Source organism: Streptomyces sp. NPDC058525, assembly GCF_042719495.1.
GTDB lineage: Bacteria > Actinomycetota > Actinomycetes > Streptomycetales > Streptomycetaceae > Streptomyces.
On record NZ_JBHXNP010000001.1, the window covers coordinates 162,551 to 187,409 of the forward strand.

Consider the following 24,859-nt stretch of genomic DNA (forward strand, 5'->3'; position numbering starts at 1 on the left):
TTGCGCGCGTTGGTGAGGCCTTCCTGGACGACGCGGTACGCGGTCCGGCCGGCGGTGCCGGGGACCAGCCCGGGAGCGTCGACGGCCAGGTCGAGGGTCAGCTCCATCCCGGCCGCCCGGGACCGCGACGGCATCATCCTGCTCCACGAGCGCTACGCCGGCACGATCCCCGCGGTGGCCGAGCTCATCCCCGAACTCCGCGACCGCGGCTACACCTTCGTCACCACGTCCCAACTCCTCGCCCCGGCCCACCCGGAACCGGGCCGGGTCTACCGCCCGTAGCCCCGCAGGGTCCGTACCGGCCCGCCGCGAGCGGCAGTTCGGCCGTGGTCGGGCGGTCAGGCCGTGGCCCGGGCCCGTCCGCGGCTCGCGGGCTCCTGTCGTACGATCCGCCGGCGGCGGGCCGGCATGCCCACGGTCGGGTTGGCGACGCCCCAGGCCGCGCCCTTGCAGATCAGCTCCTTGTAGCGGGCGGCCATGCGGCCCGTCAGGGCGCGCTCGACCGCGCGGTCGTCGGCGGTGACGAACTGGATCAGGCCGTCCTCGCGGCCCAGGGAGATGCACTGCTGGACGTAACGGATCGCGATGTGGGGGACCTTGGTGCCGGCGAGCCGGGCGGCGAGGGCGTCGGCGGCCTGCCAGGTCATGGGGACGCCCGAGGCGCAGGACATGCGCAGGGGCTTGTCGCCCGGGCCGATCGCCATCGCCGCGTCGCCCACGGCGTACACGTCGGGGTGCGAGACCGAGCGCATCGTGCCGTCGACCACGATCCGGCCGTCGTCGGCGAGCTCCAGGGCGGTGGCCCCGGCGATGGGGTGGACGGCGAACCCGGTGGTCCAGACGGTGACGTCGGCGGGGAGGGTCCGGCCGTCCTCGGTCGTCACGCGGTCCGCCTCCACGGCGTTGACCGCGGTGTGTTCGTGGACGGTGATGCCGAGCCTGCCCACCACCTTCCACAGGTGGGCGCGGCCCTTCTCCGAGAGCCAGTCGCCGAGGGCGCCATGGGCGGCGAGCGCGACATCGAGGTCCGGTCGGGCCTCGGCGATCTCGGTCGCGGCCTCCAGACCGGTCAGACCGCCGCCGACCACGACCACGGGCCGGCCGGCGTCCAGGGCGGCCAGGCGGTCGCGCAGGCGCAGTGCGCCGGGGCGGCCGGCGATCTCGTGGGCGTGCTCGGCGGCGCCGGGGACACCCCCGTCGTTCCAGCCGCTGCCGAGGGCGTAGACCAGGGAGTCGTACGCGAGTTCCTCCAGCTCGGGGCCGTTCGGGGCGGCGAGCGTGACCGTCTTGCGGTCCACGTCCACGGCGCTGACCTTCGCGAGCTTCAGTTCCACGCCCGTGCCGGCGAACATCTCGCCGAACGGCCGGGGCCTGAGCTCCTGGCCGGCCGCGAGCTGGTGCAGCCGGACGCGCTCGACGAAGTCGGGCTCGGGGTTGACGAGGGTGATGCGGACGTCCTCGCGGTGCAGCCGCTTGGCGAGGCGGCCGGCGGCGATGGCTCCGGTGTAGCCGGCTCCGAGGACGACGATGCGGTGCTGCATGTCCGTGCTCCTGTCTGGACGGGGGCCGCCGTTGTCCGGCGTGGTGACGCCCCTTGAACCGGACAGCCCTCCCGTCCCTGACAGCCGCGGACTGTGACCTGCGCCACATCGCCTCGGGGGGGGTGTCAGAGGGTGTGGAGCGGGACCTCCCCGCGGCCCGCTTCGGCCCACCGTCCGGTCGCCCGCACGAGCTTGTCGGGGTTGACCTGGCTGCGGATCGCGACGATGCCCTCCGCGGTGGCCTCCAGGCAGATGATCCCGGCGACCCGCCCGTCCACGAGCGCCACGATGGCGGGCCCGCCGTTCGCGGTCGTGGCGAAGATCTCCGGCACGCCGCCGATGTGGGCCCGCTTGGCCGCGCTGGGCTTGAACAGGCCGCGCATGAAGGTCGCGACCGCGAGCGCGCCCTCGAACGCCTTCGCGCGGGCCGGCACCTTCCCGCCGCCGTCGCCGACCGCGACGGCGTCCTGGGTGAGCAGCCGGATGAGCGGCTCCGTACGTCCGCTGGTCGCCGCGGCCAGGAACTCCTCGACGATCCTCCGGGCGGCGGCCCCGTCGATCTCGGTGCGCGCCCTGCCGTCCGCGATGTGCTTCTTGGCCCGGTGGTAGATCTGCTGGCAGGCGGCCTCGGTGAGGTCCAGGATCTCGGCGATCTCCCGGTGCGGGTACGCGAAGGCCTCGCGCAGCACGTACACCGCACGCTCGCCCGGCGACAGGCGCTCCAGCAGGACGAGGACCGCGTACGACACGGACTCGCGCTGCTCGGCGGTGTCGGCCGGACCGAGCATCGGGTCCCCGGCGAGCAGCGGCTCGGGCAGCCACTGCCCGACGTACGTCTCGCGCCGGGCGCGTGCCGAAGTGAGCATGTTGAGGCACCAGTTGGTGAGCACCTTCGTCAGCCAGGCCTCAGGCACCTCGATCCGCCCGACGTCGGCCGCCTGCCAGCGCAGGTACGTCTCCTGCACGGCGTCCTCGGCCTCGCTCGCCGACCCGAGCATCCGGTAGGCGATGGCCTCCAGCCGCGGCCTGGCGGCCTCGAACCGGTCCACGTCACTCATGATCAGCGCCATGCCCGCGATCCTAGGCGCCCCCGACCGGAACGTCAGGGGGTAAGGGGCGCGTTTGCGGTGCGTTTGTCGCCACCGACCGGGAAGCCCGCGCCGTCGACTGCGCCCGCGACAACGCCGCCCGCTTCGGCCTGTCCCACCGGATCGCCGTACGGCACACCGACCTGTTCCCGGCGGGCCGTGCCGACCTGATCGTCTGCAACCCGCCCTGGCTGCCGGGCCGCCCCCGCACGCCCCTCGACCACGCGGTGTACGACCCCGACGGCCGGATGCTGCGAGGCTTCCTCACCGGCCTCCCGGACCATCTGGAGCCGGGCGGCGAAGGCTGGCTGATCGTCATGACTCCCGACTGCCCGGTGAGGATCGGCCAGGGAGAGCCCGTGTGACGCAGGCCACGCGAATGAGTCGATTACTTCGCCTTCCAGCACCGGTCAAAGGTGCAACACCGCGACGAGGAAGGCACGTCATGGCCCAGATGCCGCCAGCCGGCCGGTCATCGGTTGGGCATCATCCACACCACCAAGATCACTTCACTCGGGAAGAAGGACACCACATGACCGACACCGTTAAGGGCCCTGCCAGCTACTTCCCCTCGATCGAGAAGAAGTACGGCCGCCCGATCACGGAGTGGAAGGACCTCATCCGCTCCTCGCCGCTGACCAAGCACATGGAGCTCGTCTCCTGGCTCAAGTCCGAGCACGGCCTCGGACATGGGCACGCCAACGCCCTGGTCGCGCACACCCTCGCCGAGAACAGCGGCCAGTGAACAAGAGGTTGACCTCACCGTCCGCTTCGGACCCGACCTTCATGGGCTGACCGGCCCGCCGGAGCGGGGTCCTCGATGAAGTCGGTCACAAGCTTGACGAAGGCGTCCTCCTGCTCGAAGAGCATGACGTGGCCCGCATCGATCTCCGCGTACGAGCTGTTGGCGATGGCGGCGTGGAGGGCTCGGCTGTGCTCGACGGGGACCGTGATGTCCTGGGTGCCTCCGATCACGAGGGTGGGCGCCTCGATGCGGGGCAGAAACGACCGGATGTCCACCCGGAGGTCGTAGGCGATGTGGCGCAGGGTGCCGGGGGTGGGCGGCATGTTGGGGATGAGGGCCTCGAACTGTTCGCGGCGGATGGAGTTGAGGAAGCCGCGGCTGAAGCCGGTCATCGCCACCGCGCGGCCGAAGGAGGCGGGGTCGGAGCTGCCGAGGTCCTGCCAGAGGGTGAAGAGGCTGCGCAGGTACTCGTCGCTGTCGGTGTGGGCCCAGCCGGCGACCAGGATCAGTCGCCGCACCAGGTCGGGGCGCAGGGCTGCGACCGTGGCGGCGACGGTGGAGCCCATGGAGAAGCCCAGCAGGTCGACCGGCCCGCCCGCCGCGTCCTCGATGACGGCGATGACCTGGGCAGCGAGCCCTTCGGCGGTCAGCGGGGCGCCGTCGTCGACGGTTGCCTCGGTGCCGGAGAGGTCGGGAGTGATCACCGTGCGGTGCGGGGCGAACCGGGGCGCGGTCTGGCCCCAGTTGAGGGCGGCGCCCGCCGATCCGGTGCCGTGGACGAGAACGAGCGCGGGGCCGGAGCCGGTCTTCTCGTAGTGGACGTGCGCGCCGTCGACGGTAACTGTGGCCATGGAGTGCTCCCTGATCTCGTGGTGGCCGGGGCTTTCGTGCTCCGGCCCGACCCACAGTGCCGCCGCCCGGCCGCGGCCGGGAGAGCCCTCCTTACCCTGGGATCGGCAGTCCCTGGTTGGGACCCGTCCGGCAGGATGACCGTATGAAGATCGACCGTGAGGCACTCGCCGATTTCCTGCGCCGCTCCCGCGACCGGGTACGTCCCCAGGACGCGGGCCTGCCCGTCGGCCCTCGGCGGCGGACGCCGGGCCTGCGCCGCGAGGAGGTCGCCCAGCTCGCCGGCATGTCGGCCGACTATTACATCCGCCTCGAACAGGCTCGCGGTCCGCAGCCCTCGCCGGAGATGCTCGCCGCCCTGGCGCGCGCCCTGCGCCTGTCCGACGACGAACGCGATCACCTCCACCTCCTCGCCGGCCGGCGACCGCCCGCCGCCCGGACCGCGGGTGACCACGTCGGCCCGGGGCTGCTGCACCTGCTGGACCAACTGCCCGCCACCCCGGTCCAGGTGCTCGGCGACCTCGGTGACGTCCTGGCGCAGAACGCGATGGCCGAGGCGCTGCTGGGCGGTGTGTGCACGGTGTCCGAGCATGGCCGCAACGTGGTCTGGCGCTGGTTCGCCGACCCGGCCCAGCGCGCCGCGTACCCGGCGGAAGAGCACGACTACTACAGCCGGCTGCACGTGGCGGACCTGCGGGCGGCCGTGGGCCGGCGCGCCGGCGACCCGGCCGCGACGCGCCTGGTGGAGCGGCTCCTGGGGCTCGGCGAGGAGTTCGCCGCCCTGTGGGAGCTGCACGAGGTCTCCGTGCGCCGGGCCTCGCGCATGCGCGTCGTGCACCCGCTGATCGGTCCGGTCGAGTTGGACTGCCAGGTCCTGCTCGCCCCGGAGGGAGATCAGCGCGTGGTCCTGTACACCCCGCCCGTCGCCAGTGACACCGCCGAACGCCTCGCCCTCCTCCAGGTCGTGGGCACCGGCCAGTTCACCGCGTCCGGCTGACGTCGGCGGACCCTTCTGCCAGCAGGGCAAGCACGTTGCCTATCTGCTCGCGCACATCCGGATCGGTGACGAGTCCGTCCGCGCCGACCATGTGAGGGGCCACCGGAATCCTGGCGCAGGCCGATTCCACGATGGCTGCGCCGGTGTAGCCGAGCACGAGTCGCAGCGTGGCCTCCGCACCCTGGCCCCGCCCGGCGACGGCGGCGTTCACCCAGGCCACGGGCTTGTCGCAGATCTCGGTGCCGCCAACCGTCCAGTCCAGGAGGTTCTTGAACGAGCCGGGCAGAGTGCCCGCGTACTCCGGAGTGCAGATCAACACCGCTGCCGCCTCGCCGATCGCCGCCCGCAGCCCGGCACACAGACACCTCACCACCCTACCGACGCAGCTCACACAACGAAGAAGGCCCAGGTCGCTGACCTGGGCCTTCTTACACGAGCGGATGACGGGAATCGAACCCGCGCCATAGGCTTGGGAATCCCCCGGCACTCGGGCCTGCGCGTGGCTCCTGACCTGCGAAAACGTTCGCTGGTGGTCCCGTTGCAAGTGCCTCGGCAGACCCCTTGCTTACCGTTGTTCACCGCCCCTACTGGCGCGTTATGGCACGGCTCCCTGGCCTGCCCGTGGATGCGATGGCTGCCGCTACTTCATCCGCTGTGCCGGAAGCCCTTGCCGGTGCGGTCGAGGGGGTCGGGTGAGAGGCCGAGGAAGCGGTCGCGGAGGGCGTCCCAGGCGCCGAGGCGGGTGAAGTCGGGGTCGTCGAGGATGTCCTGGCGGTCGGTGAGGAAGGGGTTCGGCAGGAGGATGGTCATCATCTGCTCGTCGCGGCCGTTGAAGAGGCGGGCTCCCCAGCTGACGGGGGCGCCGTCGGAGTCGAGGCTGCGGTAGAGCTCGGCGCGGGAGCAGCGGCGGATGCGGCCGAGTTCGGGGCCGGAGGCGGTGTGCTCGCCGATGCACAGGTGGAAGTGCCAGGCGCCGAAGTCGACGGTGGCGTAGCCGTCGTTCATGGTGATGGCGGTGGGCGCGCAGGGGGCGCCGACCTCCCAGGCGGCGCCTTCGATGATGGGCCCGAAGTGGATGTGCTGCCAGTGGTCGGTGAAGACGGTGGTGACGAGGTCGAGGAGGGTGGCTTCGTCGACCGGGAGGGGCCAGGCGTGCTGGGTGCCGCCGCCGGGGGTCTCGATGACGGTCGGCTCGGTGGTGGTCATGAGGTCTTCTCCTTGGGGTTGAGGACGCAGTCGCCGCAGGTGCCCGCGCCCGGCACGCGGTAGTACAGGCAGCAGTTGCGGCGACGGAAGGCGAGCGGCCCGCCGGGGGTGGTGGTGCGGCAGGTTCCGACGCCCGCCAGTGGTGGGCGGTCCAGCAGTCCGCGGACGAGGGGAACCACGGGGTGCGGGGTGAGCGGCTCCCTGGCGAGCAGGACGCGGTGGGCTCCGATCAGCGCGGATGCGGCGTTGCCGCCAAGGGTGTGCGGGGAGACGCCGGACACGCGCCGTACGGCCTCGGCCCAGGGGGCCAGGTTCTGGACGGCGACGGTGTGGTGCAGGGCCGGGAGCGGCTCCTGGTCCACCTCCCGCGGGTCGGGCAGCCACAGGTCGAGGGGGCCGGAGGCGGGCATGCGCCACCACAGGCGGTCGGGGCCCAGGTCGGGCACGCGGCCGGTGAGTGCGGCGCAGGCCAGGGCGATCGACCAGAGCCGGGAGGCGGTGCCCAGGTGCAGGGTGGACGCGGCCACCCGGGGCTGGTCGGTGCCCAGCCGCCCGGCGACGACCCGTAGGCACTCCGCCAGCGCGTCCGAGTCGCCATACAGCTCCGCCAGCCGCCGGAAACCGCCGCCCACAGGGCGGGCCCCGGTGGCCACGGCGAAGTACGGCCCGATGCCGGAGACCCGCGCCAGGACACCGGGGGTGATGACTGCGGTCACCATGTCCGTACCGTCCGTGTCAGCTCGTGGAAGCTGCGGATGCGGACGACCTGCCCGTCCGGTCCGGTGAGGGTGAGCCGGTCCTCTCCGTCGCAGCTCACCCGCGTGGGCACGTCCGGGTCGCCCGGGTCCGCGACGGCCAGTCCTTCCCGGGCCAAGGCCCGTTCGAGGAGCGGGAGCACATCGGGTGCCGCATCCACCGCTACGGAAGCCCGCGCGGTGCGGCGCAGCCCGAAGCTGCCGGAGACCGGATCGAAGGCCAGGTGGTCGGCGTCGAAGGCGGCGGCGACGGCGCCGCTGCGGATCAGGTCCTCGGGCGCTCCCGCGTGGACGCGGGAGCCGCGGTCGACGAGCCAGGCGGCGTCGGCCACGCGCAGGGCCAGCTCCAGGTCGTGGGTGCTGACCACGACGGTGAGGCCCTTGTCCCGGGCGAGGTCGCGCAGCAGCACGGTGAGGGCCACGCGTGAGGGCACGTCGAGGAAGGCGGTCGGCTCGTCGAGTAGGACGACCTCGGGCTCCTGGGCGAGGGCGCGTGCGGTCAGGACGCGTTGGCGTTCGCCGTCGGAGAGTTCGGCGGCCGGCCGGTCCGCCAGATGTTCCGCGCCCACCGCCTTCAGCGACCAGTCGACGGCGGCGTGGTCCGCGGCCGTGAGGCGGCCGGTGAACCCGGTGTGGGGGTGGCGGCCGAGCCCGGCCAGTTCCCGTACGGACAGCAGCCCGGGGTCGACGCGGTCGGTCAGTACGACGGCCAGCCGTCGGGCGAGAGCGGCCGGCGGCTGGTGTGCAAGGTCGGCCCCGCCGATGCGTATCCGGCCGTCGAGCGGCGGCAGGAGCCCGCACAGGGTCCGTAGCAGCGTGGACTTGCCCGCGCCGTTGGGCCCGAGCAGTACGGTCAGTTCACCGGCCCGCGCCTGAAGGTCGAGCGCCGACAGCACGGCCCGGCCGGCTCCCCGTCGGCGCGGTGACCGGGTGCGGTAGCCGACGGCGAGCCCCTGGGTGGCCAGGCCGCCGGGGTGGTCCCTTCCGCCGGCCGTGTGCTTGACGGGTTCGGTCATGGTGTCGGTCACGAGGCCACTCCTTGTACGCCGCGGCGGCTGCGGATCAGGAACGCGATGACGACGGGGGCGCCGAACAGCGAGGTGATGGCGTTGAGAGGCAGTACGGAGTCCGTGCCGGGCGGCTGGCTCAGCAGCGCGCACGCCAGCGCGAGGAACGCTCCCGCGAGCATCGACGCCGGGACGAGCGCCCGGTGGTCCGAGGTCCCCAGCGCCACCCGGGTCAGGTGCGGGACGGCCAGGCCCAGGAAGGCGACGGGTCCGCAGAACGCGGTCGCGGCGCCGGCGAGCAGCGAGGTGCCGAGCAGCGCCAGGTCTCGGCTTCGGCGGACGTTCAGCCCCATGGTGCGGGCGTAGTCCTCGCCGAGCAGCAAGGCGTTGAGACGCTTGGCGGTCAGCAGTGCGGTCAGCAGGCCCGCGCCGATGACGGGCAACATGACCTGGAGGTCGGGCCAGGTCGTGGCGCTGAAGCTGCCCAGGCCCCACATGACGAACTGCTGGGCGCGCTCGGGCCGGGCGTAGACGAGCATCACGCCGACCACCGCGGTGGCCGCCGAGCCGATCATGACTCCGATGACGAGCAGGGTGACGGCCGACTGCACCCACCGCGAGAGGAGCAGGACGAGGGCCAGTACGGCGGCGGCGCCGAGCGAGGCGGCGAGTACGACACCCAGGCGGCCCAGGCCGGCCAGGTTTCCGGTGAAGCTACCGGCGACGCCGCCCGTGCCGACGACCACGGCGGCGACGCCCATGCTGGCGCCCGAACTCACCCCGAGGGAGAACGGGTCGGCCAGCGCGTTGCGGAACAGGGTCTGCATCTGTACGCCGGCCACCGCGAGGGCGGCGCCGACGGCGGTGGCGGTCAGCGCGCGCGGCAGTCGGACCTGCTCGACGATCACCGTCCATCGCGGGTCCTCGGCGGTGCCGCCGAACAGGACCCGGACCACGTCCGCGACCGGCACACGGTGGGAGCCGGTCGCGATGGTGAGAACGAACAGCGCGGCGGTGCCGGCGGCGAGGGCGAGGACGACAGCGAGGCGCCGCCGTCCCGGCCGCAGCGCCCGCGGGGCGTCCGGCGAGGCGGTCGGCGCGGTTGCCATGTGGGTCGTCACGCCTTGGGCACCTGCGTGTAGAAGGTGAAGGTGTGGTCCTTCGCCTGGTCCGGGTGGATGAGCGCGAAGAGGTCGGCGAGGACCAGGTCGGGGCGCAGCACGCCGCGCTCGAAGTAGTCGTTGCCGCCGCCGGGGCCCAGCGCCTTCGTGTTCGTCCAGACCACACCGCCGGAAAGGGCCTTCAGCTGTCCGTACCGACTGTCGGCCTTGACCGCGTCGGCGGTGGACGTCCACTTCTGGTCGGCGATCCAGACCGGGGACGCGCCGCCCTTGGCGTACACGGCCTCGAAGTTCAGCTGGAGGTTGCCGGTACCCGCCTCACCGGCCCAGGGGTACGTGCCGCCCGCATCCTTGATCAGCTGGGCGGCGTAGCTGCCACCGGCGGGCATGTACCAGGTGCCCTGGTACATCGTGCCGGGCAGCACCTCGACGGGCTTGCCCGCCGCGACCGCCTGCGCACCCTTCTCGGCGACCTTCCGGTAGTCGCCCTCGATGGTGTCGAATACCTCGCCGGCGCGCTTCTCCGCTCCGGTGAGCGCGGCCATCGCCTTGACCCACTCGGCGCGGCCGAGCGGACTCGGCTCCAGCCACTCGGCGTTGGCGACCACGGCGATCCCGGCCTGACGCAGCTTCGGGTACTGCGGGTCGTCGGTGCCCTGGGTCATCAGCACGTCCGGCTTGGCGCCGATCACCGTCTCGGCGTTGAGGGTGCGGTCCTTGGCGTACTCGGTGACCTTGCCCGCCTTCACCCGCTCGACCACCTGGGCGGAGGAGATGTTCGCGGCGCTCGCCACACCCGTCAGGACGTCCAGGGTGCCGGTCTCGGTCAGCAGCGGAAGGTGGGTGGTGGAGGCGGAGTACAGACTCTTGACCGGAACCGTGACCTGCTGCGCGGACGCCAGCTCACCGGACAGCTCCGGCTTCGGCGCACCGCACTTGACCAGCACGTACGACTCCGGCTTCCCCTTGGGGAAGGGCTCGTTGACGGTGAGGACCTGGTAGCTCTTCTCGTACCGGAGCGTGAAGTTCTTGGCGTGCTCCACCGTCGACTTGACCGGGAAGTAGTCCTTGGCCGGGTCGAAGTCCTTGATGCAGCCCTCCCCGGCGGCCTGGGCCTTGGCGTCGGCGGGCGGGTCGGCGTCACTGCCACACGCCGTGAGCGTGAGGGCGACCGTGAGGAAGGCTGCCGCAGCAGCCTGACGACGGCCGGGCATGACGGATCGTACGGACACAGTGACTCCTGGTGGCATACGTGGACAGTGCGCACCGGCACTCCGGGGCGCGCGTGATGCGGCGTACGGGAAGGGACCTGCTGAGGAAGGGGGTCGTCAGAACCTGAGGGAAGGGGCCCGTGCGTCAAGCCGGGCAGGCCGGCCCCGCAGGGCCGCGGGCACCGCAGAGCTGCCGCCGTGGGTACGCAGGCACACGAGTGCCACCGCCTCTCCTGGGGAAATCCGCCCCGTACATCGAGGTGCGACGGCGTGAGTCTCCTGACTCGGGATCAACGCTTCTCCGGCCTTCCCACCCCGGGATGGGGCGGTGGCCATGGCGGAGTCGCTCCCCCTACACAGTGGCGGTACCGTGCCGGAATCTCACCGGCTTCCTCGTTCCGCCGTCGCTTGTCAGGCGGAAGCATCGCAGAATCGGCCACGGCCACGCCAGACCCACAACTGTGCGACCAGCCACAGGAGGTCTCGCCTTGAGGCACCCCGCGGTAACGGGATGCGGCGTCCATCTTGTGGTCAGAAAGGCCTGGGGCTCTGGGAACGTTGACGCGGGTCGGCGCAGGACCGCCACCGCGTAACGCCTTCGTCGACAGGGAGAGACGGATGACCACCAAGGACATCGGGCCGGAACCTCAAAGCTTCGACCTGGAGAAGGCGACCCTCGAGAACACGAACTACCGCGCGGTCGCCTGGACCGGGAAGTACCTTCAGTTGACCCTCATGTCGATCCCGGTGGGTGAGGACATCGGCTTGGAGGCGCACCCGGAGACCGACCAATTCCTACGACTCAACGCAGGCCGGGGCCGCGTCCAGATGGGCCGGACGGAGGATCGACTCGACTTCGAGCGGGAGGTCGAGGACGGCTGGGCCATCTTTGTACCGGCCGGCACTTGGCACAACGTCACCAGCTGGTCGGTCCAGACCGCCCAGCAGCCGCCGGACGAGCACGCCTGACCGGCGAGGGCGTCTCGCGATACTACTTCCCGGCCCCGACGCGAGCCGAGCAGCCCTGCGGAGCCGCGCATGGCACGCTGGCCCCGATAGGTCTAGACAACAAACAAGCCCCAGGTCGTTGACCTGGGGCTTTGCTGTGGAGCGGATGACGGGAATCGAACCCGCGCTATAAGCTTGGGAATCACCCGGTACTTGGGTGCTGTGAGAGCCCTGACCTGCGAGAACTTCCATCATTCGACTTGCTGTGGGCGTCTCGGTGTACCCCTCGCTGACCGCTGGTTACCGGTCCTACTGGCACGTTGTGGCACGGCCGCGGCCGCTGATCTGCCCGTAGCGCAACGTGCCGCGCTCTCGTGTAGCTCCAGCGCCGTCTCCGCCGCTCGGCAGTTGTGCACCTAGCTGTCGGGCCGGACACTCACCCTCGATGCATGCATCATGCCGCGCACCCGCTTCGGACCGAGCATCCGACCGTACGCAATCCAGTTGGAGAAGCTGACAAGATCCTCCATGGCCTTGTTGGGGGCGGCGTGGCCTCCCCGCCACCGTTGGATGAGGATCCGAGGGCGAGTCTGCACGACGGTCACCTTCTCGTCACCGTAGGGCCAGCGCGCTACGGCTCCGAAGCGAGCGAGATGAAAGCACGTGGTACTTGCGTCCGTGTTGCCGATTTCCAATGGAGCCCAGTCCGGAGCTAGGGTGTCCGGCAGAGAATCACGGGACTCAGGGTCACAGAAGTACCCCGGTAGAGGAACTTCCCATCTCACCGAGCCGTCATCATCTGCTCCTCGCTGGCTGGTATCAACTTCTGCCGATACCCCCGCCTGAAGCCCTTTAAGGGCAGTTTGATTGGCCTTGCGCTCGGCATCGCGTCTCGGTCCGACTCCGACCTCAACCTCGGCTACGGTCAGAAGGCCCTCCATCCAGAGGCCGGCGAGACAGCGCAGCGCGAACAGCTGCCCCATGTCCCAACCGGTATAGGGCTGCCCGAGCACCGCGATGCGATCCGCCCACTCCTCGTCGCGCGTCCACCGGTACATGCCAGCTAAGGCCCGAGCGCCCCAATCAGTCTCTGCCCATGCCTCGGCCATGTGATCCGCGGCCCTGCGATGCATGCTGCGTCCTAACTCCATGCCCAGACGATAGAAAACGCCACTGCCAAAGGCGGTCGCGTGTGGCGGGCAACGGCGTCTGAGGAGCGGTTCGCTGCGAGTTCCCACCTCAACCCCTCTACGGCCGGACGAGGCCAAGTACGCCCCCGCGTTGAAGGTCTGACGAAGGACCCGGCCGCTGAGCGGGCGGGTCCCGAAGACGGGTGTCCTACCGCTGTTCCCCGCCCTACCTGGCATGCCTCCGGCACGGCTAGCTCGTCCGCTCAGGCGCAGTTCGGGATGCCTGTTGGCCTAGGCAAGCTTTGGCGACAGTACTGGGGGGCGCTGCGCATGAGCGTGGGGTTGATGCTCAGGCTCCCGCGGTATCCGCGGATCCAGTCGAGGTTGCTTGTAGTTGCTGGATTGGCATGATCACTCCGCTAGCAGTGCCTGCGCGCAACGAATCCTTGGTGGGTGGTGGTACGAGTGGCGGGCGCCGGGGTCCTAGAGGAGGTGTGGGATCGACCGTCTCTTGTGGCTCTGCTCCCTCTGGCTGATAGCGGACATCGTAGGGAATGCTGCCAAAGGCGAGAAGCAGGGTGTTCGTCTGGCTGAAGTGATCCACGTACCAGCCGAAGTCCATACTGTCTGGGGCGAGGGTCAGCCATTGGAGCTGCCCGTATTGCTTGCGATATTCAGGTGTTGGTGAATTAGATCCCGGAGCGGTGAAGATTCCACTGTATCCCGGTTCGGTGCATACGGTCAGGGTTCTTTGCAGAACGTGCTGGGTCAACCCCCATACTGCTACACCGGCAGTGCGCAGCAGGTAGGCGCTCATCACCAGCCCGGCGGCCGCATTTCGGTCGATTGCGAACAGCTCCTCCGGTACCTGTGAGTCCAAATGGGCGCCACCCCACTTGTTGGCGTACTCCCGAATGAACTTGTCCCAGCTGTATGAAGCGGGACCGGATTTCGTGGAACAGCGAAGGACGGGTTCCTGTATCCATTTGGAGAGTGTCAATTGTCTGGCGCCATGCATCACGGCCCCGGGCTCTTCGACGGGTAGGGAGCCGATCGACATGTAGGCACCCGAGGGTACCGGGGCGCGCGAGGCCTGAAGTGTTGGGTACTCGATGCTGAACCCTCTGCAAGCTGTTAGTAGAACCCCGTTACCTTTACCTGATCCGACGAGTGACCTGAGGGTGACGGCTAGGTCGTCAATAGCTGCCACGTTTCCGTGGTCGATTCGCTCGATGTGGTCTGAGACGCGCGAAGCCATATGCGTGAGCGCGCCTGCCAGATGATGTAGACGATCGTCGGGGAAAGTCACGACAGCTTCCTGCCTTCTGGTAGCGGGTTGTCGCTAGATTGCCACGTCTGGCGGTCGGCACCGATCCGTTCTGCCGCAATGAGGCCTGGTGGGAGGAGAGCAAGCATTAGCCCCCCAGCTCCCATACCGTCCGCCGTCGGCCACACGTATGTGGAGCGGACGCCCGGTGCGGTGTCTGATCGGCTTGTCCTGGGGCGACGGTGGTCGGGATGGAGTTCCCCGCCCCAGCCATCCAGGGTCGGCACTCGCGCAAGACGCCCTCGCCATCCCAGAACCTGAGGCCCCCGTCGGAGGCATGTCGGTGAGTGATGGAATAGACGGGCCGTGGGGGCTCGACTCTTGCCCTTGATGAGGTAGCGAAACCTGTATCAGGTCCCCGCACTGGCCTTGCGGGTAGGCAATAAGCCTTCCCGCGGAGCGGGTGATGGTGTGGGGCTCCTGCTAGCCCGTGATTCTGGCCGCCCGCTCGCGTAGTTCCTGGGCCTCTGGGACTCCGCTGTACCTGCGGAGGCGTACGCGCATGTCCTGGAGGGCGGCCTGGACCTTCACCGAGCGGATGCCGTCCGCACAGTCGAGGAATTCGCGCCAGGTGACCATGGCGCCGTCCACGTCGCCTTGGCGTAGGCGGACGCCGCCGAGGTCGGCGAGGACGATGGCGCGGGTGCGGCGGCGGTCGAGGCCGTGGATGTCCAGGGCGAGGTGGAGGTGTTCTTCGGCCGCGTCGAGGTCGCCGAGGCGGGAGAGGATCATGCCGGACTCGTGGGCCCAGCGGCCGGGGGAGTAGTGCGCGGCCCAGGAGTCTCCGCCCGCGGCCGCCGGCTTGCCGATGGCCGCCTCGGACATGGCGAGGTGCTTGGTGGCCATGCGGCGGTCGTCGTCCTGGGCGGCGGCGTTGGCGAGGGTGGCCTCGTAGTAGGCGACGGCGCGGGGGTTGTCGAGGTTGCGGCCGTACTCCACGCAGGCTTCGCCGAGCTGGACGGCCTCGGCCCTGTAGCCGAGGTCGACGCACTGCACGGCGAGGCCGCGGAGCGCGGTCGCGGACAGCTCCGGGTCGCCGGCTTCGGCGGCCAGGCGGAAGGAGTGGGCGTAGTAGCGCTGGGCTAGTCCGCGGAGTTCGGGGGTGTCGCCTTCGTCCTGGGCCATCCAGCCGGCGAGGTGGACGAGCTGGGACGTGGCGGCGAACAGGTCGCGGCCGGTGGCTTCGGTGAAGCGGCCTTCCAGCCAGGGGGCGACGTCGTGGGTGAGGTAGCGGACGGCTAGGTGGCGGGCGTGGCCTCCGCCGAGTTCGGAGGCGGAGTCGCCGAGGGCCTTGACCATGTGGCGTACGGCGGCGACCTCGCCCTGGCCGACGCGGACGGCTCCGGGCGTGGCGGTCTTGGTCCGGCGGGTGATGCTGTCCATGTCGGGCAGGCCGAGTGCGGACAGGGCGTATCCGCTGGAGGCGAGGATGAACTCCCGACGTTCCACGTCGCTCCTTCCCAGGTGCAGGACTGATGCAACGGTATCTGTGTGGGGTGTCGCCGGCATGGGCTCCGGAAGGTTGATCGCCTGGGGGTTCAGCCCCAGTACCTGCGAGATGTAGGGCCACCAGTGGTCGGGAGTCCGCTCCCCTTCGATCCATCGCCGGGCGTGCTGGCGCTGCAGGCGCCTCGGATCGCCGCTTTCTGCCAGGCCAAGGGCACGTGCCAACTCTGACGGGCCCCAGCCTCGTTCCTGGCATGCCTGCTTGATCAGATCCGCGACGGCCGGGTTCCTCGGCACCCCGTCACCCTCCCCACCTGGATTGCGCGGGATTACGCAGGACTACATCCTGGGCCCTGTCCCGGGAGGGCGGACCGCCGTTCACTGAACATCACCCCGCAGATCTCCGAATGGCTCGAAGAGGCCCCGTTCAGGACCTGTTGGTGCCTGCCCGGACACGTGAGAGGAACCGACGGTGGCGATGCCCGCTGACAGCGCACGGACCCGTACGAACCCGCCCTCGGGAGGGCCCGGTGCGGCACAGGAACGCACGGTTCGGGGGCCGAGCTGGTGATCCCTTCTCCCTTATCCGACCCGTTGGAGACGGCCTTGAGCTGGGTCTGGGCGCTCGGTACGGCGGCCGGACTCGCCGTGGTCGGGCTTCTGGTCCAGGCCGAGTACTCGTCCGGACAGATGCCGTTGGCGAATCCGTCGCTCAGTGTCGAGGACATCCCGTTGACCGACGGAACCGCATAGGCACTCCGGCCCCGGCCTGTCTCCCCGGCCGGGGCCGGAGCCAACTCGTTCTCTTGCCGCGCATCACCACTGAAGGGAAGCCGATGTCCAGCCAGCACAGCAGCGACACGCACCCCCTCCCCGTGTCGGTCGCGTTCAGCGGTCCCGACAACACGGGGAAGACCAAGCAGATCGGAATCCTGGCCCGGCGCATGGGCCCGGCCGCGAGCTCCGCCGGCCCGCTCGACCACTACGACCCGCGCTGGGCCACCATCAAGGCCGACGGCATGGCCCGCTGGTGGTTCGAGACCGGCCCGGTCGAGGAGGTCACCGACGTCCTCGCCACCTCCTACCTGGAACGCTCCCGACACCCGTTCTCCGCGCCGGTGCGCCTGCTGGACCGGGGCATCCCCATGCTGGAGGCGTCCGTCGCCGCGACGGTCGCCGTACGGGAAAGCCTGGGCACCGCCCAGGCCGCGGACCGGGCCCGCCTCCTGCTGTCCGTGTACGAGACCGACCTGCGGGCCGCCGAGGAGAGCGAGTACGCGCTCGTCCTCATGCACTGCGACGACCCTGAGGAAGGCACCCGCCGGAGCCTGGCCCACGAGGTGACCGTCACCGACACCTACGCTGCGTACCAGCGTCACCTTCACGAGCAGATCAACCGGCTCGTCGTCGACGGCCGCTTCCCGATGTCGATCCGCATCGGCGATCGCCCGACCGTCACCATCCAGGACGAGGTCCGCCGGCTCCTGGCGCCGCTGCACCCGAGCCTGCCCGGCCGGGCCCTGGCAGGTGTGCACGTCATCGCGTTGGGCGGCATGTCGGAGAGCGGCAAGAGCACGGCTGGCGAGTACCTGCGTACGCACCACGGCCACGCCCGCCTCAAGATCGGGCACCTGATCGAGGACGCGGCCAGCCGAGCGGGCATCCCCGACCCATACAGGTTGGGCTCCGTCGTCCAGGCCGAGCTGATCGTGGACGCGCTGGACCGGTTCTGCCAGGCGCACCACTTCCTCGACTCCGTCAGCATCGAGTCGCTGCACGACTTCGACTCGACCGCCGAACTCGCCCGGATGCTCGGGTCCCAGCTCACCATCGCCTACCTGGACGCCTCCGAAGCCACCCGCACGCGACGGGGTACCGCCGGGCCCCAGGACGTCGCCGACCGCGACGTCGTCAAGAGCGCACGAGGCGCGGACAAGATTGCCTCCATCGCCCACGATGTCATCGGCAACGACGGGCCGCGGCTGGAACTTGAACGGCGGCTGGACCGCATCGCGCTCGACCGCCGCTGGCCGGAGCACCAGCCCAGCACCATGCCGGTCAACGCGCTCGGACTCCCGGTCCACCTGGAGTCCTACCTGGCCGAGTTCCTCGACCGCACCACCGGTCCGCAGCCGCTGATCGACCTTCTGGCCGTCACCGGCAGCGGCGCCCGCGGCAAGTACCAGCACGGCTGGAGCGACCTCGACGTGTTCGTCGTCGCTGACGCCTCCTCCATCGGCGGGATCCGCCAGGTCCTAGCGGAGCTGGAGGCCGAACTCGGCGGGGTCAAACTCGGCATGACTGTGCTGACTCGAGCCGAGTGCCGGGCAGGCGCCGTGACCTCTCGGCTCCTCCACGTCCTCGCCCTCATCGGCAGCGGGGCGCTGGTCCCGCTGTGGTCCGCCCCCGGCCTGACCCTGCCGGCCCCGGACGCCGCCACCGACATCGACGTGAGCCTGCGCGACGGCATCCAGGCCGCCATAGAGATCCGCCGCCAGCTTCTCAAGGGAGCGCCCGACCTCCGCAGCCTCTACAAGGTCACCGCGCTCCTCGCGAAGATCCAGCTCCGCTTCAACGGGATCGAGTGCCCCTCCGACAGCGACGCCCTTACCGTCCTCCTCGACGCCAAACGGCAGGACACCAGCGCGGTAACCACCGCCCGCACCGAGCGCCCCGCCGCCGGAGCCCTCGCGACCCTCGTTCTCCAGAACTGGCTGGACACCCTCCCCGGGGAGAAGCGGTGACTGCGGGCACCTTCCACAAGCCGGTGGCGACCCGCGAGCAGGCAGAAGCCGAGACGAAGGGGTGGACGCAGCTCGCCCCGCGCATCGCGGTTCCGGACCTTCACGGGCAGATCGCGTTACCGGACCGGCAGCTCCTCGCCTACGAGGACGTCTTCGCCACCGGCCGGTGCGAGCTACTGATGGGCGACGTGATCGCTCTCGCCGACCGGGACCCGGCTGCGCAGCCTCGCCTGGACCGCCTCGTGGACGGCGTCTGCGCCGACCTGCGGGCGGCGGCCGAGGAGACCGGCAAACGCGTGCCGCTGGCTGAGTGCGTTCCGGACCTCTACCTCGACCGGATCCGCCCCGGTGGCAGGCTGGACCGCTGGTACCTCCCCCGTGACCTGCCGATCACCCTGCCCCACATCGGTACGACCCTCACCCTCCGGGCGCTGGCCGACTTCACCCTCACGGCCAACGGCAGGCGGCTGACGCTGAACGTCGCCGACATCGTCGACAGCCTCCGCCACGTCCTCGCCCCCGACAGCCGCTGGCTGGCAGGCCTGACGCAAGGCGACCCCACGGAACCCAACATCGCCGATCCGCTGTGCTGGCTCGACTTCGAGTTCGCCGGCCGCAACACCGCTGTGGGCGAGGCCGCCAACCTGCTCTGGTATCTGATGGCCTTGGGCGGCTGGCTCATCCCCCACTACCAGCCGGACGTCTACGTCCGAACGCTCCGCCTTGCCCTGCCGCCACTGACCCGCCCGCGGATCGAGCACCTGGAGCTGCACGAGGGCAGTCGGCACATCGACGTCCGGTACTCGTGGAACACCGGACCCGGCCGTCAGACGGCCATCGCACGGGCCTTGCATGGCCTCCGTGGGGAGGACGGCTGCGGCCTGGAGGAGATTCACGGCTTTCTCGCCATGCGCATCCTCGGGGTCATCCCGCCCTCCCGGCTGACCGGGCACGACCTCCTGCTCGTACTGATCAAGCTCGCCGAGAGCCAGGACCCGCTCACGACGATCGACACCTTCTTCACCACCACACCGGCCCGTCACCCCCACTCCGGCGAATGGAGCAGCCATGTCCCTGCCCCTGCTTGAGACCCCTCTCCAGGCCCGCCCTCTCCAGGGCCGCACCGCCCTCGTCACCGGCGGGGCCACCGGCATCGGCGCCGAGATCGGACGCGCGCTCGCCGCCGCCGGCGCGACCGTCGCGGTCAACCACCTCGGCCAGGACCACGACGCCCACGCCCTCCTCGCCGCGTTCGAGCGCGACGGCAGCCCCGGCATCGCGGCGAACGCCGACCTCACCGACCCCGGCGCCGTCCAGACCATGGTCGCCCTCGTCCGCGCCGAGATCGGCCCCATCGACATCCTCGTGAACAACGCCGGCTCCTACCCCCGCGTCCCCTGGCAGGACACCGATGAGGCCGCCTGGAACTACTCCCTCGACGTGAACCTCACCACCCACTACCGCACCTGCCACGCGGTGACCCCCGGCATGATCGAACGCTGCTGGGGACGGATCGTGAACATCGGCAGCGTCAACGCCCGCGCCGGTCGCACGAACCTCGTCGCGTACAGCACCGCGAAGGCGGGACTGCTGGGCCTGACCCGCTCCCTCGCCCGCGAACTGGGCCCGTACGGCATCTGCGTCAACACCGTCATGCCCGGCGCCATCCAGGTCGAGGCCGAGAACAGCCTCCCCGCCCAGCACCGTGCGCGTCCGGAGGACCAGATCAAGCGCCAGTGCGTCCCTCGCCGTGGACGGCCCGAAGACGTCGCGGCCCTGGTGGCCTTCCTCGTGGGCCCGTCCGCGTCGTTCATCACTGGTCAATCCGTCCACGTCGACGGCGGCTGGCTGCTGCACTGAGACCGCCAACAAGCAAGGAGAGAGACCGAAATGAAGGAACGAGTCCGAGCTGTCCTCGTGACCGCTGACGACACGATGCTGGTCATCCGCCGCACCAAGCCCGACATCCCCGCGTACTGGGTCCTGCCCGGCGGCGGCGTTGAAGCCAGCGACGAGTCCCGGGAGGCCGCCCTCCACCGGGAGATCCACGAGGAGATCGCGGGGAAGGCCGACATCATCCGCCTCCTCCACACGATGGAGTCCGACGACGAGCGTCAGCTCTTCTACCTCGCCCGCATCGCGACCTGGTCCTTCGACGACCGCACCGGTCCCGAGTTCAGCGCCGAGGGACGCGGCGAATACGCGCTGGAGGAGATCCCGCTGACCGTGGAGGGGCTCGACGCCATCGACCTCAAGCCCGAGGAGATCGCCCATGTCCTCCGGGGCGCCATCAGCGACGGAGAGCTTGTCGGCTCCTGACCGCCCCTCTGTCCAGCGCAGGATCCACTGACGGCTACGGACTCCGACGCTGCCGTCCTCGATCGGGTGAAACGTGAGGGCGGTGCCCCGGCCCGACCTGGGCCGGGGCAGACTCGCCCGCCCCAGTCATTGATCGAGTGCATTTGGCGGTTATAAAATAACCGCCATGGCCACACCTGAGGACGCCCTCTTCATCACTGCCGCCACCGAAGGCCTCGCCGGCCCCCTCTATGAAGCGCTCGATCACGGCTACACCGCTTCCCACGGTCACTACGACGAATCTGGCATGACCGGGGAGGGCTACACCAAGGGCCGCACCGATCTGGCCCGGGATCACACGCGCCGCTTCATCGAGCACCGCCACGGGGAGCACCTCGACCTCGGCGGCTGGGAGCCCGCCAGAAACTCCAGTGGGCGCCTGCATCTCCGCAAGGGGATGATGACCCTGAGGCTTCTGCATGCCACGCCGTACGACATGATCCCTGCGCCGGGCCGGAACAAGGCGCGGATCAGGTACTACTACAATCGAACGGTCGATCTATTTGGTGTCGAGGCCAGCAACCTCCTCGCCGTCTGGCTCTCCCCTCCGGAGGAGGGCGGAGAGATCTCCGTCCGCATCGTTCGCCCGATTGGTGAATGGAAGCCGGGTCGGCCCCCGAAGTTCGACCTTGATTTCGAACTCCCCAGGAACACTGAGTCGTTCCAGGGATGGGAGTTCATCCCGGACGACAAGGGCTTGGAACTGCCCTTCGAGTTCGAAGAAGACCAGCGCGAAGAGGGTGAAGGAAGTGGCGCGTGATCCAGCAGAGCGCATTCGAACTCTGAGGCTCCTCATGGGGCTCACCCAGGGGGAGCTGGCGCAGGCCGCTGGAGTGTCGCAACCGCTGATCTCGCAGATTCAGAAGGGCATCAAGGCCGTCACCGACGATGTGCTCGTACGCATCGCGGAGGCGACCGGCACTCCAATGTCGTTCTTCGACGTGGACCCCGCCGACCTCCCCACTGACACGCTGCTGTTCCGTAAGAAGGCCAGCGCATCAGTCAAGGAAGTTGCACGGGTGGAGGCGACGGTCAGGGAGGCGTACCGAGTCTCGGTACGCCTGATGGCGGACACGAAGGTGCGCCGCACATCTCTACCCCGGGCAGAGGGGGACATCTCCTTCGATGACATCGAGGACCTCGCCGCGCAGACGCGGGCAGCGCTGGGCATCGGGCCGGACGGGGTGATCGGACATGTCATCCGGGCCTGTGAGCGTGCAGGCATCCCAGTCGTCCCGCTGATGCTGGTGGACGCGCAGGGGCAGGGCGAGGACATTGTGGTGGGGCACTCCGGTGTGTCGTGTTGGCGCGGGACGGCAGAGCCTTCCTTGATCAGCTATTTTTCCGCCGGGAGCGGTGACCGGCAGCGATTCACCACATCGCATGAGTTGGGCCATCTTGTGCTCCATCCCTCACGCCGTAACGGGCTGGACGCCAAGCGCGCCGAGAGCGAGGCACATCGTTTCGCAGGTGCGTTCCTCCTGCCGCGAGAACGGGCCGAGGAAGCGTTCACCGGCCCCCTGATGCTGCGCGAGTTCGCCGCCCTGAAGAAGCGATGGGGCATCTCGATTCAGGCCCTGATCAACCGTGCCTACGATCTCGGGTACATCGACCAAGCCCGCCGAGAAAGCCTCTACAAGCAGCTGGGAGCCCGGGGGTGGAGGACCAGCGAGCCGGTGGTGGTCCACGCGGAACAGCCGACCCTCATGAGGGCGATGCTCGGCCGCAAGTACGGTGAGCCTCCATCGTTGCTCCAGGCATCTGAGGAGCTGGGACTTCACCCTGTACTCATGCGGTCGTTGGCCCCAGATGTTGCCATTGACCCCGTTCCTCGCGAGGTGGCCAACGTGATCAGTCTCGGTGATCGGCGCCGCCGGAACTCTCGTCTGCAAGCTCTCTGAGTACTCAGCCGTCCATCACGTCGAACGCTGTCGTCGAGCAGCATGCACATCCTGACCTTGCACTCGAATGCGCTCTCGGGGCCAACGCTGAAGCGCGTTGGCCCCTGTGGCAATTACGGCATCAGGGTCTGCATAACACGTGGACGGCGAGGGTTCCGGCCTCTGGGGTCAGGCTAGCGAGAACTTCTCAGATGGATGGGGTGTCCGGGCGAGCTTCGGTGGGGTGGGCGAAGGTAGGGGCACGGGCTGAGGGCTGTGGTGGGGCTGCTGGTGTCAGCGGGTCCTGCGAGAGTGTTCGGCTTGCGCCGAGGGCCTGGTGGCCCGGGTCGGGCTCGGCATGCCTGCGGTGCGTGTGGCAGGTTGCGGGTTGAGGTGGGCGAGGCGGTGTAGCCGCCAGACGAGGACGTCGCTGATGGCGGTGGCGGTGTCGAGTTCTCGTCGTTGGGTGGCTTCAGTGAGCAGGACGGTCGGGTCGTGGCCGGCTTTCTGGGCGTCGGTGAGGGTGGCGGCCAAGGCGGGCCAGCCAGGCTCGGCGAGGACCTGTTCGGCCAGGTCGGGTAGGGCTTGGCGGACGAGGGCGGTCTGTTGCTGCTGCACCGTGACGGCCAGGCGGAGGCCGCGTTGGTGGATCACGGCCAGGGGCTGGATGGCGGCGGCCTGGTAGGCGGCGCGTAGGTGTTCGGCTGTTTGGCGGGCGGCTTCGGCTTGCTGGTCGTGGTGGCGGGTGTGGTGCCAGTGCTGGGCCGCGACGACGGCCAGGAGGAGGGCGTTGAGGAGGGCCGCGAGGAGGGCTCCGTCCGTGGGCGCGGCTTCACGCACGATCGCCTTGATGGCCCGGCGTGTGGACTGGGCCTGCTGGTGGCGGGCGCGGATGCGGGAGCGGCTGGCCCGCTCGAAGGCCGCGGCCGCCTGGGACAGCTGGGGCCTGTAGCTGGCGGGGGCGATGAGGGGAAGGGCGTCGAGGGTTTCGGCGAGCACGGTGATGTACGCCTGGCCAACGGCGTCGTCCGCCTCGTCGAGAACGTCAGGGATCTGGTCGGCCGCGTCGGTGACCTGCTGCCATGCCGTACGCCGACGGCCGGAGTGCCGGCCCACAGAGACGGATTCGGTGGGTGCGAGACGTTCGCTGATCTTGGGGTAGGACAGGTCTGGGCCGAGGGCGGAGCCTGAGAACCACACCGGCTCGCCCTTGGCGTTCGTGTCGCCGGGGAGGGCGACCTTGTAGCCGCGGATGTCCCCGGAGGGGAAGTACTGGATGTCCACCAGCACGCCCGCGCTGCGGAGGATGGTGAAGAACTCCTCGGTACCCGTGGCAGCAGCCACCGTCGTGCGGACGGTGGTGCGCAGCCTCTCCCTGGGCGTGGCGGTGTGCCCGGCACGCAGGGCCTTCTCCTTCTCGGCGCGGGTGGGGCGCTTGGCGGCGGTGCGGTCGCCGCGCACGACCTGGCGCAGGCCGTACTCCTTCTCGATCGCTGCGCACTCGTTGTCGGCGCGCAGGTAGTCGTTCCAGTTGCGGGGCTCGCGGAGGTCGCCGCGGACCTTGGTGGCGACGATGTGGATGTGGTCCTCCGCGTGGCGGACCGCGACCCAGCGGCAGGCATCGGGGTCGCCGGCGGGCGCGATGCCGGTGGCGTTCAGGATCCGGCGGGCGATCGTCGCCCACTGCTCGTCGGTGAGGATCGGGTCTTCGGGCGCGGTCCGTACTGAGCAGTGCCACACATGCTTGGCGGGTGCGCGGTCCCCGGCTTGCTTGACGCGCAGGTCGAGGACGGTGGCGAGCTGGGCGAGGGTGGCGCTCTCGTCTCGGCCGGGGTCGGGGGCGAAGCCGTCCCAGGAGGCGACCAGGTGGGGGTCGGTGTGCTCGTTGGCGCGACCGGGCCCGTAGAGGTAACGCAGGACACCGTGGGTGTCGGCGCCGGCCTTTCCGATATTCGTGATCAATCACGCCGCCTTCGACGTGGCGGCGTTGTCCGACGTCACATCGATCGACGTGACGGCATCACGGGCCAGGACCAGAACACGTCCCGCTTCCGCGAGGAGGGCTGTGTCCCCAGGGTGTGGATGGCCGCCGGAGTTCAGCTTGCGGGCGACCTGGTTGACGTTCGTGCCGATCCTGGCGATCTCGGTCCGTAGAGCGGCGAGCTCGTCGATCAGATCATCGTGGGAGGTCCGCTGGCCAGGCAGCACGAGGTCGCCATTCAGGTGGGCCACGACGAGAGCGCCGACGAGGTGGGCGGCGGCCAGGTTCAGGCGGCGGGCCTCGGCGAGGATCGCCTGCTTCTCGGAGACGCTGTAGCGGACGTCGACGCGCTCCGTGCGCTGTACCTTCTTGCGGGCGCGACGGCGGGCAACCCGGTACAGCGCGGCCTCGTCGGCGGCTCGTACCACGACGGGCAGGCCGGCGTCGGCGGCAGCCGCCGCCTCCTGCCCCGGTGCGCCCTCGCGCCGGGGCCCTGCCTCCGCCACCCCCGGGGCGGAGGCAGCG

At 70.0% G+C, this 24,859-nt stretch carries 24 protein-coding genes, 1 pseudogene and 1 riboswitch; of the genes and pseudogenes, 11 read left to right on the forward strand and 14 right to left on the reverse strand.

The genetic code is table 11. The features are described from left to right. Positions 1-338: 338 nt before the first annotated feature. Together ACFWP3_RS00775 and ACFWP3_RS00780 are read right to left on the reverse strand one after the other, a co-directional pair. Positions 339-1,541 carry an NAD(P)/FAD-dependent oxidoreductase gene (locus tag ACFWP3_RS00775; RefSeq protein ID WP_384215244.1) on the reverse strand — a complete coding sequence of 401 codons (1,203 nt, stop codon included), beginning with the start codon at positions 1,539-1,541 and terminating at the stop codon, positions 339-341. A gap of 125 nt (positions 1,542-1,666) precedes the next feature. Beyond that, a complete protein-coding gene (locus tag ACFWP3_RS00780; RefSeq protein ID WP_384215245.1) occupies positions 1,667-2,611 on the reverse strand; it encodes an RNA polymerase sigma-70 factor in 945 nt (314 codons plus the stop codon). A 65-nt stretch (positions 2,612-2,676) separates the two neighbouring features. On the opposite strand from ACFWP3_RS00780, the pseudogene ACFWP3_RS00785 reads away from it, so the two are divergent. After that, positions 2,677-2,946: pseudogene (locus ACFWP3_RS00785) on the forward strand (methyltransferase); the annotation flags it as partial. A 215-nt stretch (positions 2,947-3,161) separates the two neighbouring features. Continuing rightward, positions 3,162-3,374, forward strand: coding sequence for a DUF4287 domain-containing protein (locus tag ACFWP3_RS00790; protein ID WP_384215246.1), 213 nt, complete (start codon positions 3,162-3,164; stop codon positions 3,372-3,374). A 14-nt stretch (positions 3,375-3,388) separates the two neighbouring features. Here the strand turns inward: ACFWP3_RS00790 and ACFWP3_RS00795 are convergent, their stop codons facing one another. Then, positions 3,389-4,225, reverse strand: a complete 837-nt coding sequence (locus ACFWP3_RS00795) for an alpha/beta fold hydrolase (RefSeq protein WP_384215247.1) — start codon at positions 4,223-4,225, stop codon at positions 3,389-3,391. 143 nt (positions 4,226-4,368) lie between these two features. Here ACFWP3_RS00795 and ACFWP3_RS00800 point away from each other — a divergent pair, with 143 nt between their 5' ends. Continuing rightward, the gene (locus ACFWP3_RS00800) at positions 4,369-5,220 is read left to right on the forward strand and encodes a helix-turn-helix transcriptional regulator (RefSeq protein ID WP_384215248.1); all 852 of its coding nucleotides are present in this window, start codon (positions 4,369-4,371) and stop codon (positions 5,218-5,220) included. Here the strand turns inward: ACFWP3_RS00800 and ACFWP3_RS00805 are convergent. The 6 genes from ACFWP3_RS00805 to ACFWP3_RS00830 form a co-directional block, all read right to left on the reverse strand. Next, entirely contained in the window at positions 5,204-5,707 is a 504-nt protein-coding gene (locus tag ACFWP3_RS00805) for an NADPH-dependent FMN reductase (RefSeq protein ID WP_384215249.1), read from the reverse strand. The two genes, ACFWP3_RS00800 and ACFWP3_RS00805, sit on opposite strands and share 17 nt — an antisense overlap. Positions 5,708-5,865: 158 nt before the next feature. After that, entirely contained in the window at positions 5,866-6,426 is a 561-nt protein-coding gene (locus tag ACFWP3_RS00810; protein WP_384215250.1) for a hypothetical protein, read from the reverse strand. Next, entirely contained in the window at positions 6,423-7,145 is a 723-nt protein-coding gene (locus tag ACFWP3_RS00815; RefSeq protein WP_384215251.1) for a (2Fe-2S)-binding protein, read from the reverse strand. Before ACFWP3_RS00815 ends, ACFWP3_RS00810 begins: the two co-directional genes overlap by 4 nt. After that, positions 7,139-8,209 (reverse strand): ABC transporter ATP-binding protein, encoded by a 1,071-nt coding sequence (locus ACFWP3_RS00820; RefSeq protein WP_384215252.1) that lies wholly within the window; start codon positions 8,207-8,209, stop codon positions 7,139-7,141. The genes ACFWP3_RS00815 and ACFWP3_RS00820 overlap by 7 nt, the downstream gene beginning before the upstream one ends. Further along, positions 8,206-9,309, reverse strand: a complete 1,104-nt coding sequence (locus ACFWP3_RS00825) for a FecCD family ABC transporter permease (protein ID WP_384215253.1) — start codon at positions 9,307-9,309, stop codon at positions 8,206-8,208. Before ACFWP3_RS00825 ends, ACFWP3_RS00820 begins: the two co-directional genes overlap by 4 nt. Next, on the reverse strand, positions 9,306-10,541 hold the full coding sequence (locus ACFWP3_RS00830) for an ABC transporter substrate-binding protein (protein WP_384215254.1): 1,236 nt from the start codon (positions 10,539-10,541) through the stop codon (positions 9,306-9,308). Before ACFWP3_RS00830 ends, ACFWP3_RS00825 begins: the two co-directional genes overlap by 4 nt. 230 nt (positions 10,542-10,771) lie before the next feature. Next, positions 10,772-10,965, reverse strand: a riboswitch (cobalamin riboswitch). A gap of 173 nt (positions 10,966-11,138) precedes the next feature. On the opposite strand from ACFWP3_RS00830, the gene ACFWP3_RS00835 reads away from it, so the two are divergent. Then, positions 11,139-11,489, forward strand: a complete 351-nt coding sequence (locus ACFWP3_RS00835; protein WP_384215255.1) for a cupin domain-containing protein — start codon at positions 11,139-11,141, stop codon at positions 11,487-11,489. Positions 11,490-11,884: 395 nt separating this feature from the next. On the opposite strand, the gene ACFWP3_RS00840 is transcribed toward ACFWP3_RS00835, so the two are convergent. The 3 genes from ACFWP3_RS00840 to ACFWP3_RS00850 all read right to left on the reverse strand — a co-directional run bounded on the left by ACFWP3_RS00840 (position 11,885) and on the right by ACFWP3_RS00850 (position 15,374). Next, positions 11,885-12,619 (reverse strand): hypothetical protein, encoded by a 735-nt coding sequence (locus ACFWP3_RS00840; protein WP_384215256.1) that lies wholly within the window; start codon positions 12,617-12,619, stop codon positions 11,885-11,887. 328 nt (positions 12,620-12,947) lie between these two features. Beyond that, positions 12,948-13,907, reverse strand: a complete 960-nt coding sequence (locus ACFWP3_RS00845) for a hypothetical protein (RefSeq protein WP_384215257.1) — start codon at positions 13,905-13,907, stop codon at positions 12,948-12,950. A gap of 441 nt (positions 13,908-14,348) precedes the next feature. Then, positions 14,349-15,374, reverse strand: a complete 1,026-nt coding sequence (locus tag ACFWP3_RS00850) for a tetratricopeptide repeat protein (RefSeq protein WP_384215258.1) — start codon at positions 15,372-15,374, stop codon at positions 14,349-14,351. Positions 15,375-15,977: 603 nt separating this feature from the next. Here ACFWP3_RS00850 and ACFWP3_RS00855 point away from each other — a divergent pair. The 7 genes from ACFWP3_RS00855 to ACFWP3_RS00885 all read left to right on the forward strand — a co-directional run bounded on the left by ACFWP3_RS00855 (position 15,978) and on the right by ACFWP3_RS00885 (position 22,374). Further along, entirely contained in the window at positions 15,978-16,124 is a 147-nt protein-coding gene (locus ACFWP3_RS00855) for a hypothetical protein (protein ID WP_384215259.1), read from the forward strand. A gap of 83 nt (positions 16,125-16,207) precedes the next feature. Then, complete coding sequence (locus ACFWP3_RS00860) at positions 16,208-18,115, forward strand: nucleotidyltransferase domain-containing protein (protein WP_384215260.1); 1,908 nt, start codon at positions 16,208-16,210, stop codon at positions 18,113-18,115. After that, on the forward strand, positions 18,112-19,203 hold the full coding sequence (locus ACFWP3_RS00865) for a hypothetical protein (protein ID WP_384215261.1): 1,092 nt from the start codon (positions 18,112-18,114) through the stop codon (positions 19,201-19,203). Before ACFWP3_RS00860 ends, ACFWP3_RS00865 begins: the two co-directional genes overlap by 4 nt. Continuing rightward, positions 19,184-19,975: an SDR family NAD(P)-dependent oxidoreductase gene (locus ACFWP3_RS00870; protein WP_384215262.1), complete on the forward strand. Its 792-nt coding sequence runs from the start codon at positions 19,184-19,186 to the stop codon at positions 19,973-19,975. The genes ACFWP3_RS00865 and ACFWP3_RS00870 overlap by 20 nt, the downstream gene beginning before the upstream one ends. 30 nt (positions 19,976-20,005) lie before the next feature. Then, positions 20,006-20,434, forward strand: coding sequence for an NUDIX domain-containing protein (locus ACFWP3_RS00875; RefSeq protein WP_384215263.1), 429 nt, complete (start codon positions 20,006-20,008; stop codon positions 20,432-20,434). 166 nt (positions 20,435-20,600) lie between these two features. Further along, entirely contained in the window at positions 20,601-21,233 is a 633-nt protein-coding gene (locus ACFWP3_RS00880) for a hypothetical protein (protein WP_384215264.1), read from the forward strand. Beyond that, a complete protein-coding gene (locus ACFWP3_RS00885) occupies positions 21,223-22,374 on the forward strand; it encodes a helix-turn-helix domain-containing protein (protein WP_384215336.1) in 1,152 nt (383 codons plus the stop codon). Before ACFWP3_RS00880 ends, ACFWP3_RS00885 begins: the two co-directional genes overlap by 11 nt. A gap of 273 nt (positions 22,375-22,647) precedes the next feature. Here ACFWP3_RS00885 and ACFWP3_RS00890 read toward each other — a convergent pair whose 3' ends face one another. Both ACFWP3_RS00890 and mobC read right to left on the reverse strand, forming a co-directional pair. Continuing rightward, positions 22,648-24,315, reverse strand: coding sequence for a relaxase/mobilization nuclease domain-containing protein (locus tag ACFWP3_RS00890; RefSeq protein ID WP_384215265.1), 1,668 nt, complete (start codon positions 24,313-24,315; stop codon positions 22,648-22,650). Continuing rightward, a complete protein-coding gene (gene mobC, locus ACFWP3_RS00895) occupies positions 24,316-24,840 on the reverse strand; it encodes a plasmid mobilization relaxosome protein MobC (protein WP_384215266.1) in 525 nt (174 codons plus the stop codon). It lies immediately after the preceding gene. Between the last annotated feature and the right edge of the window lie 19 nt (positions 24,841-24,859).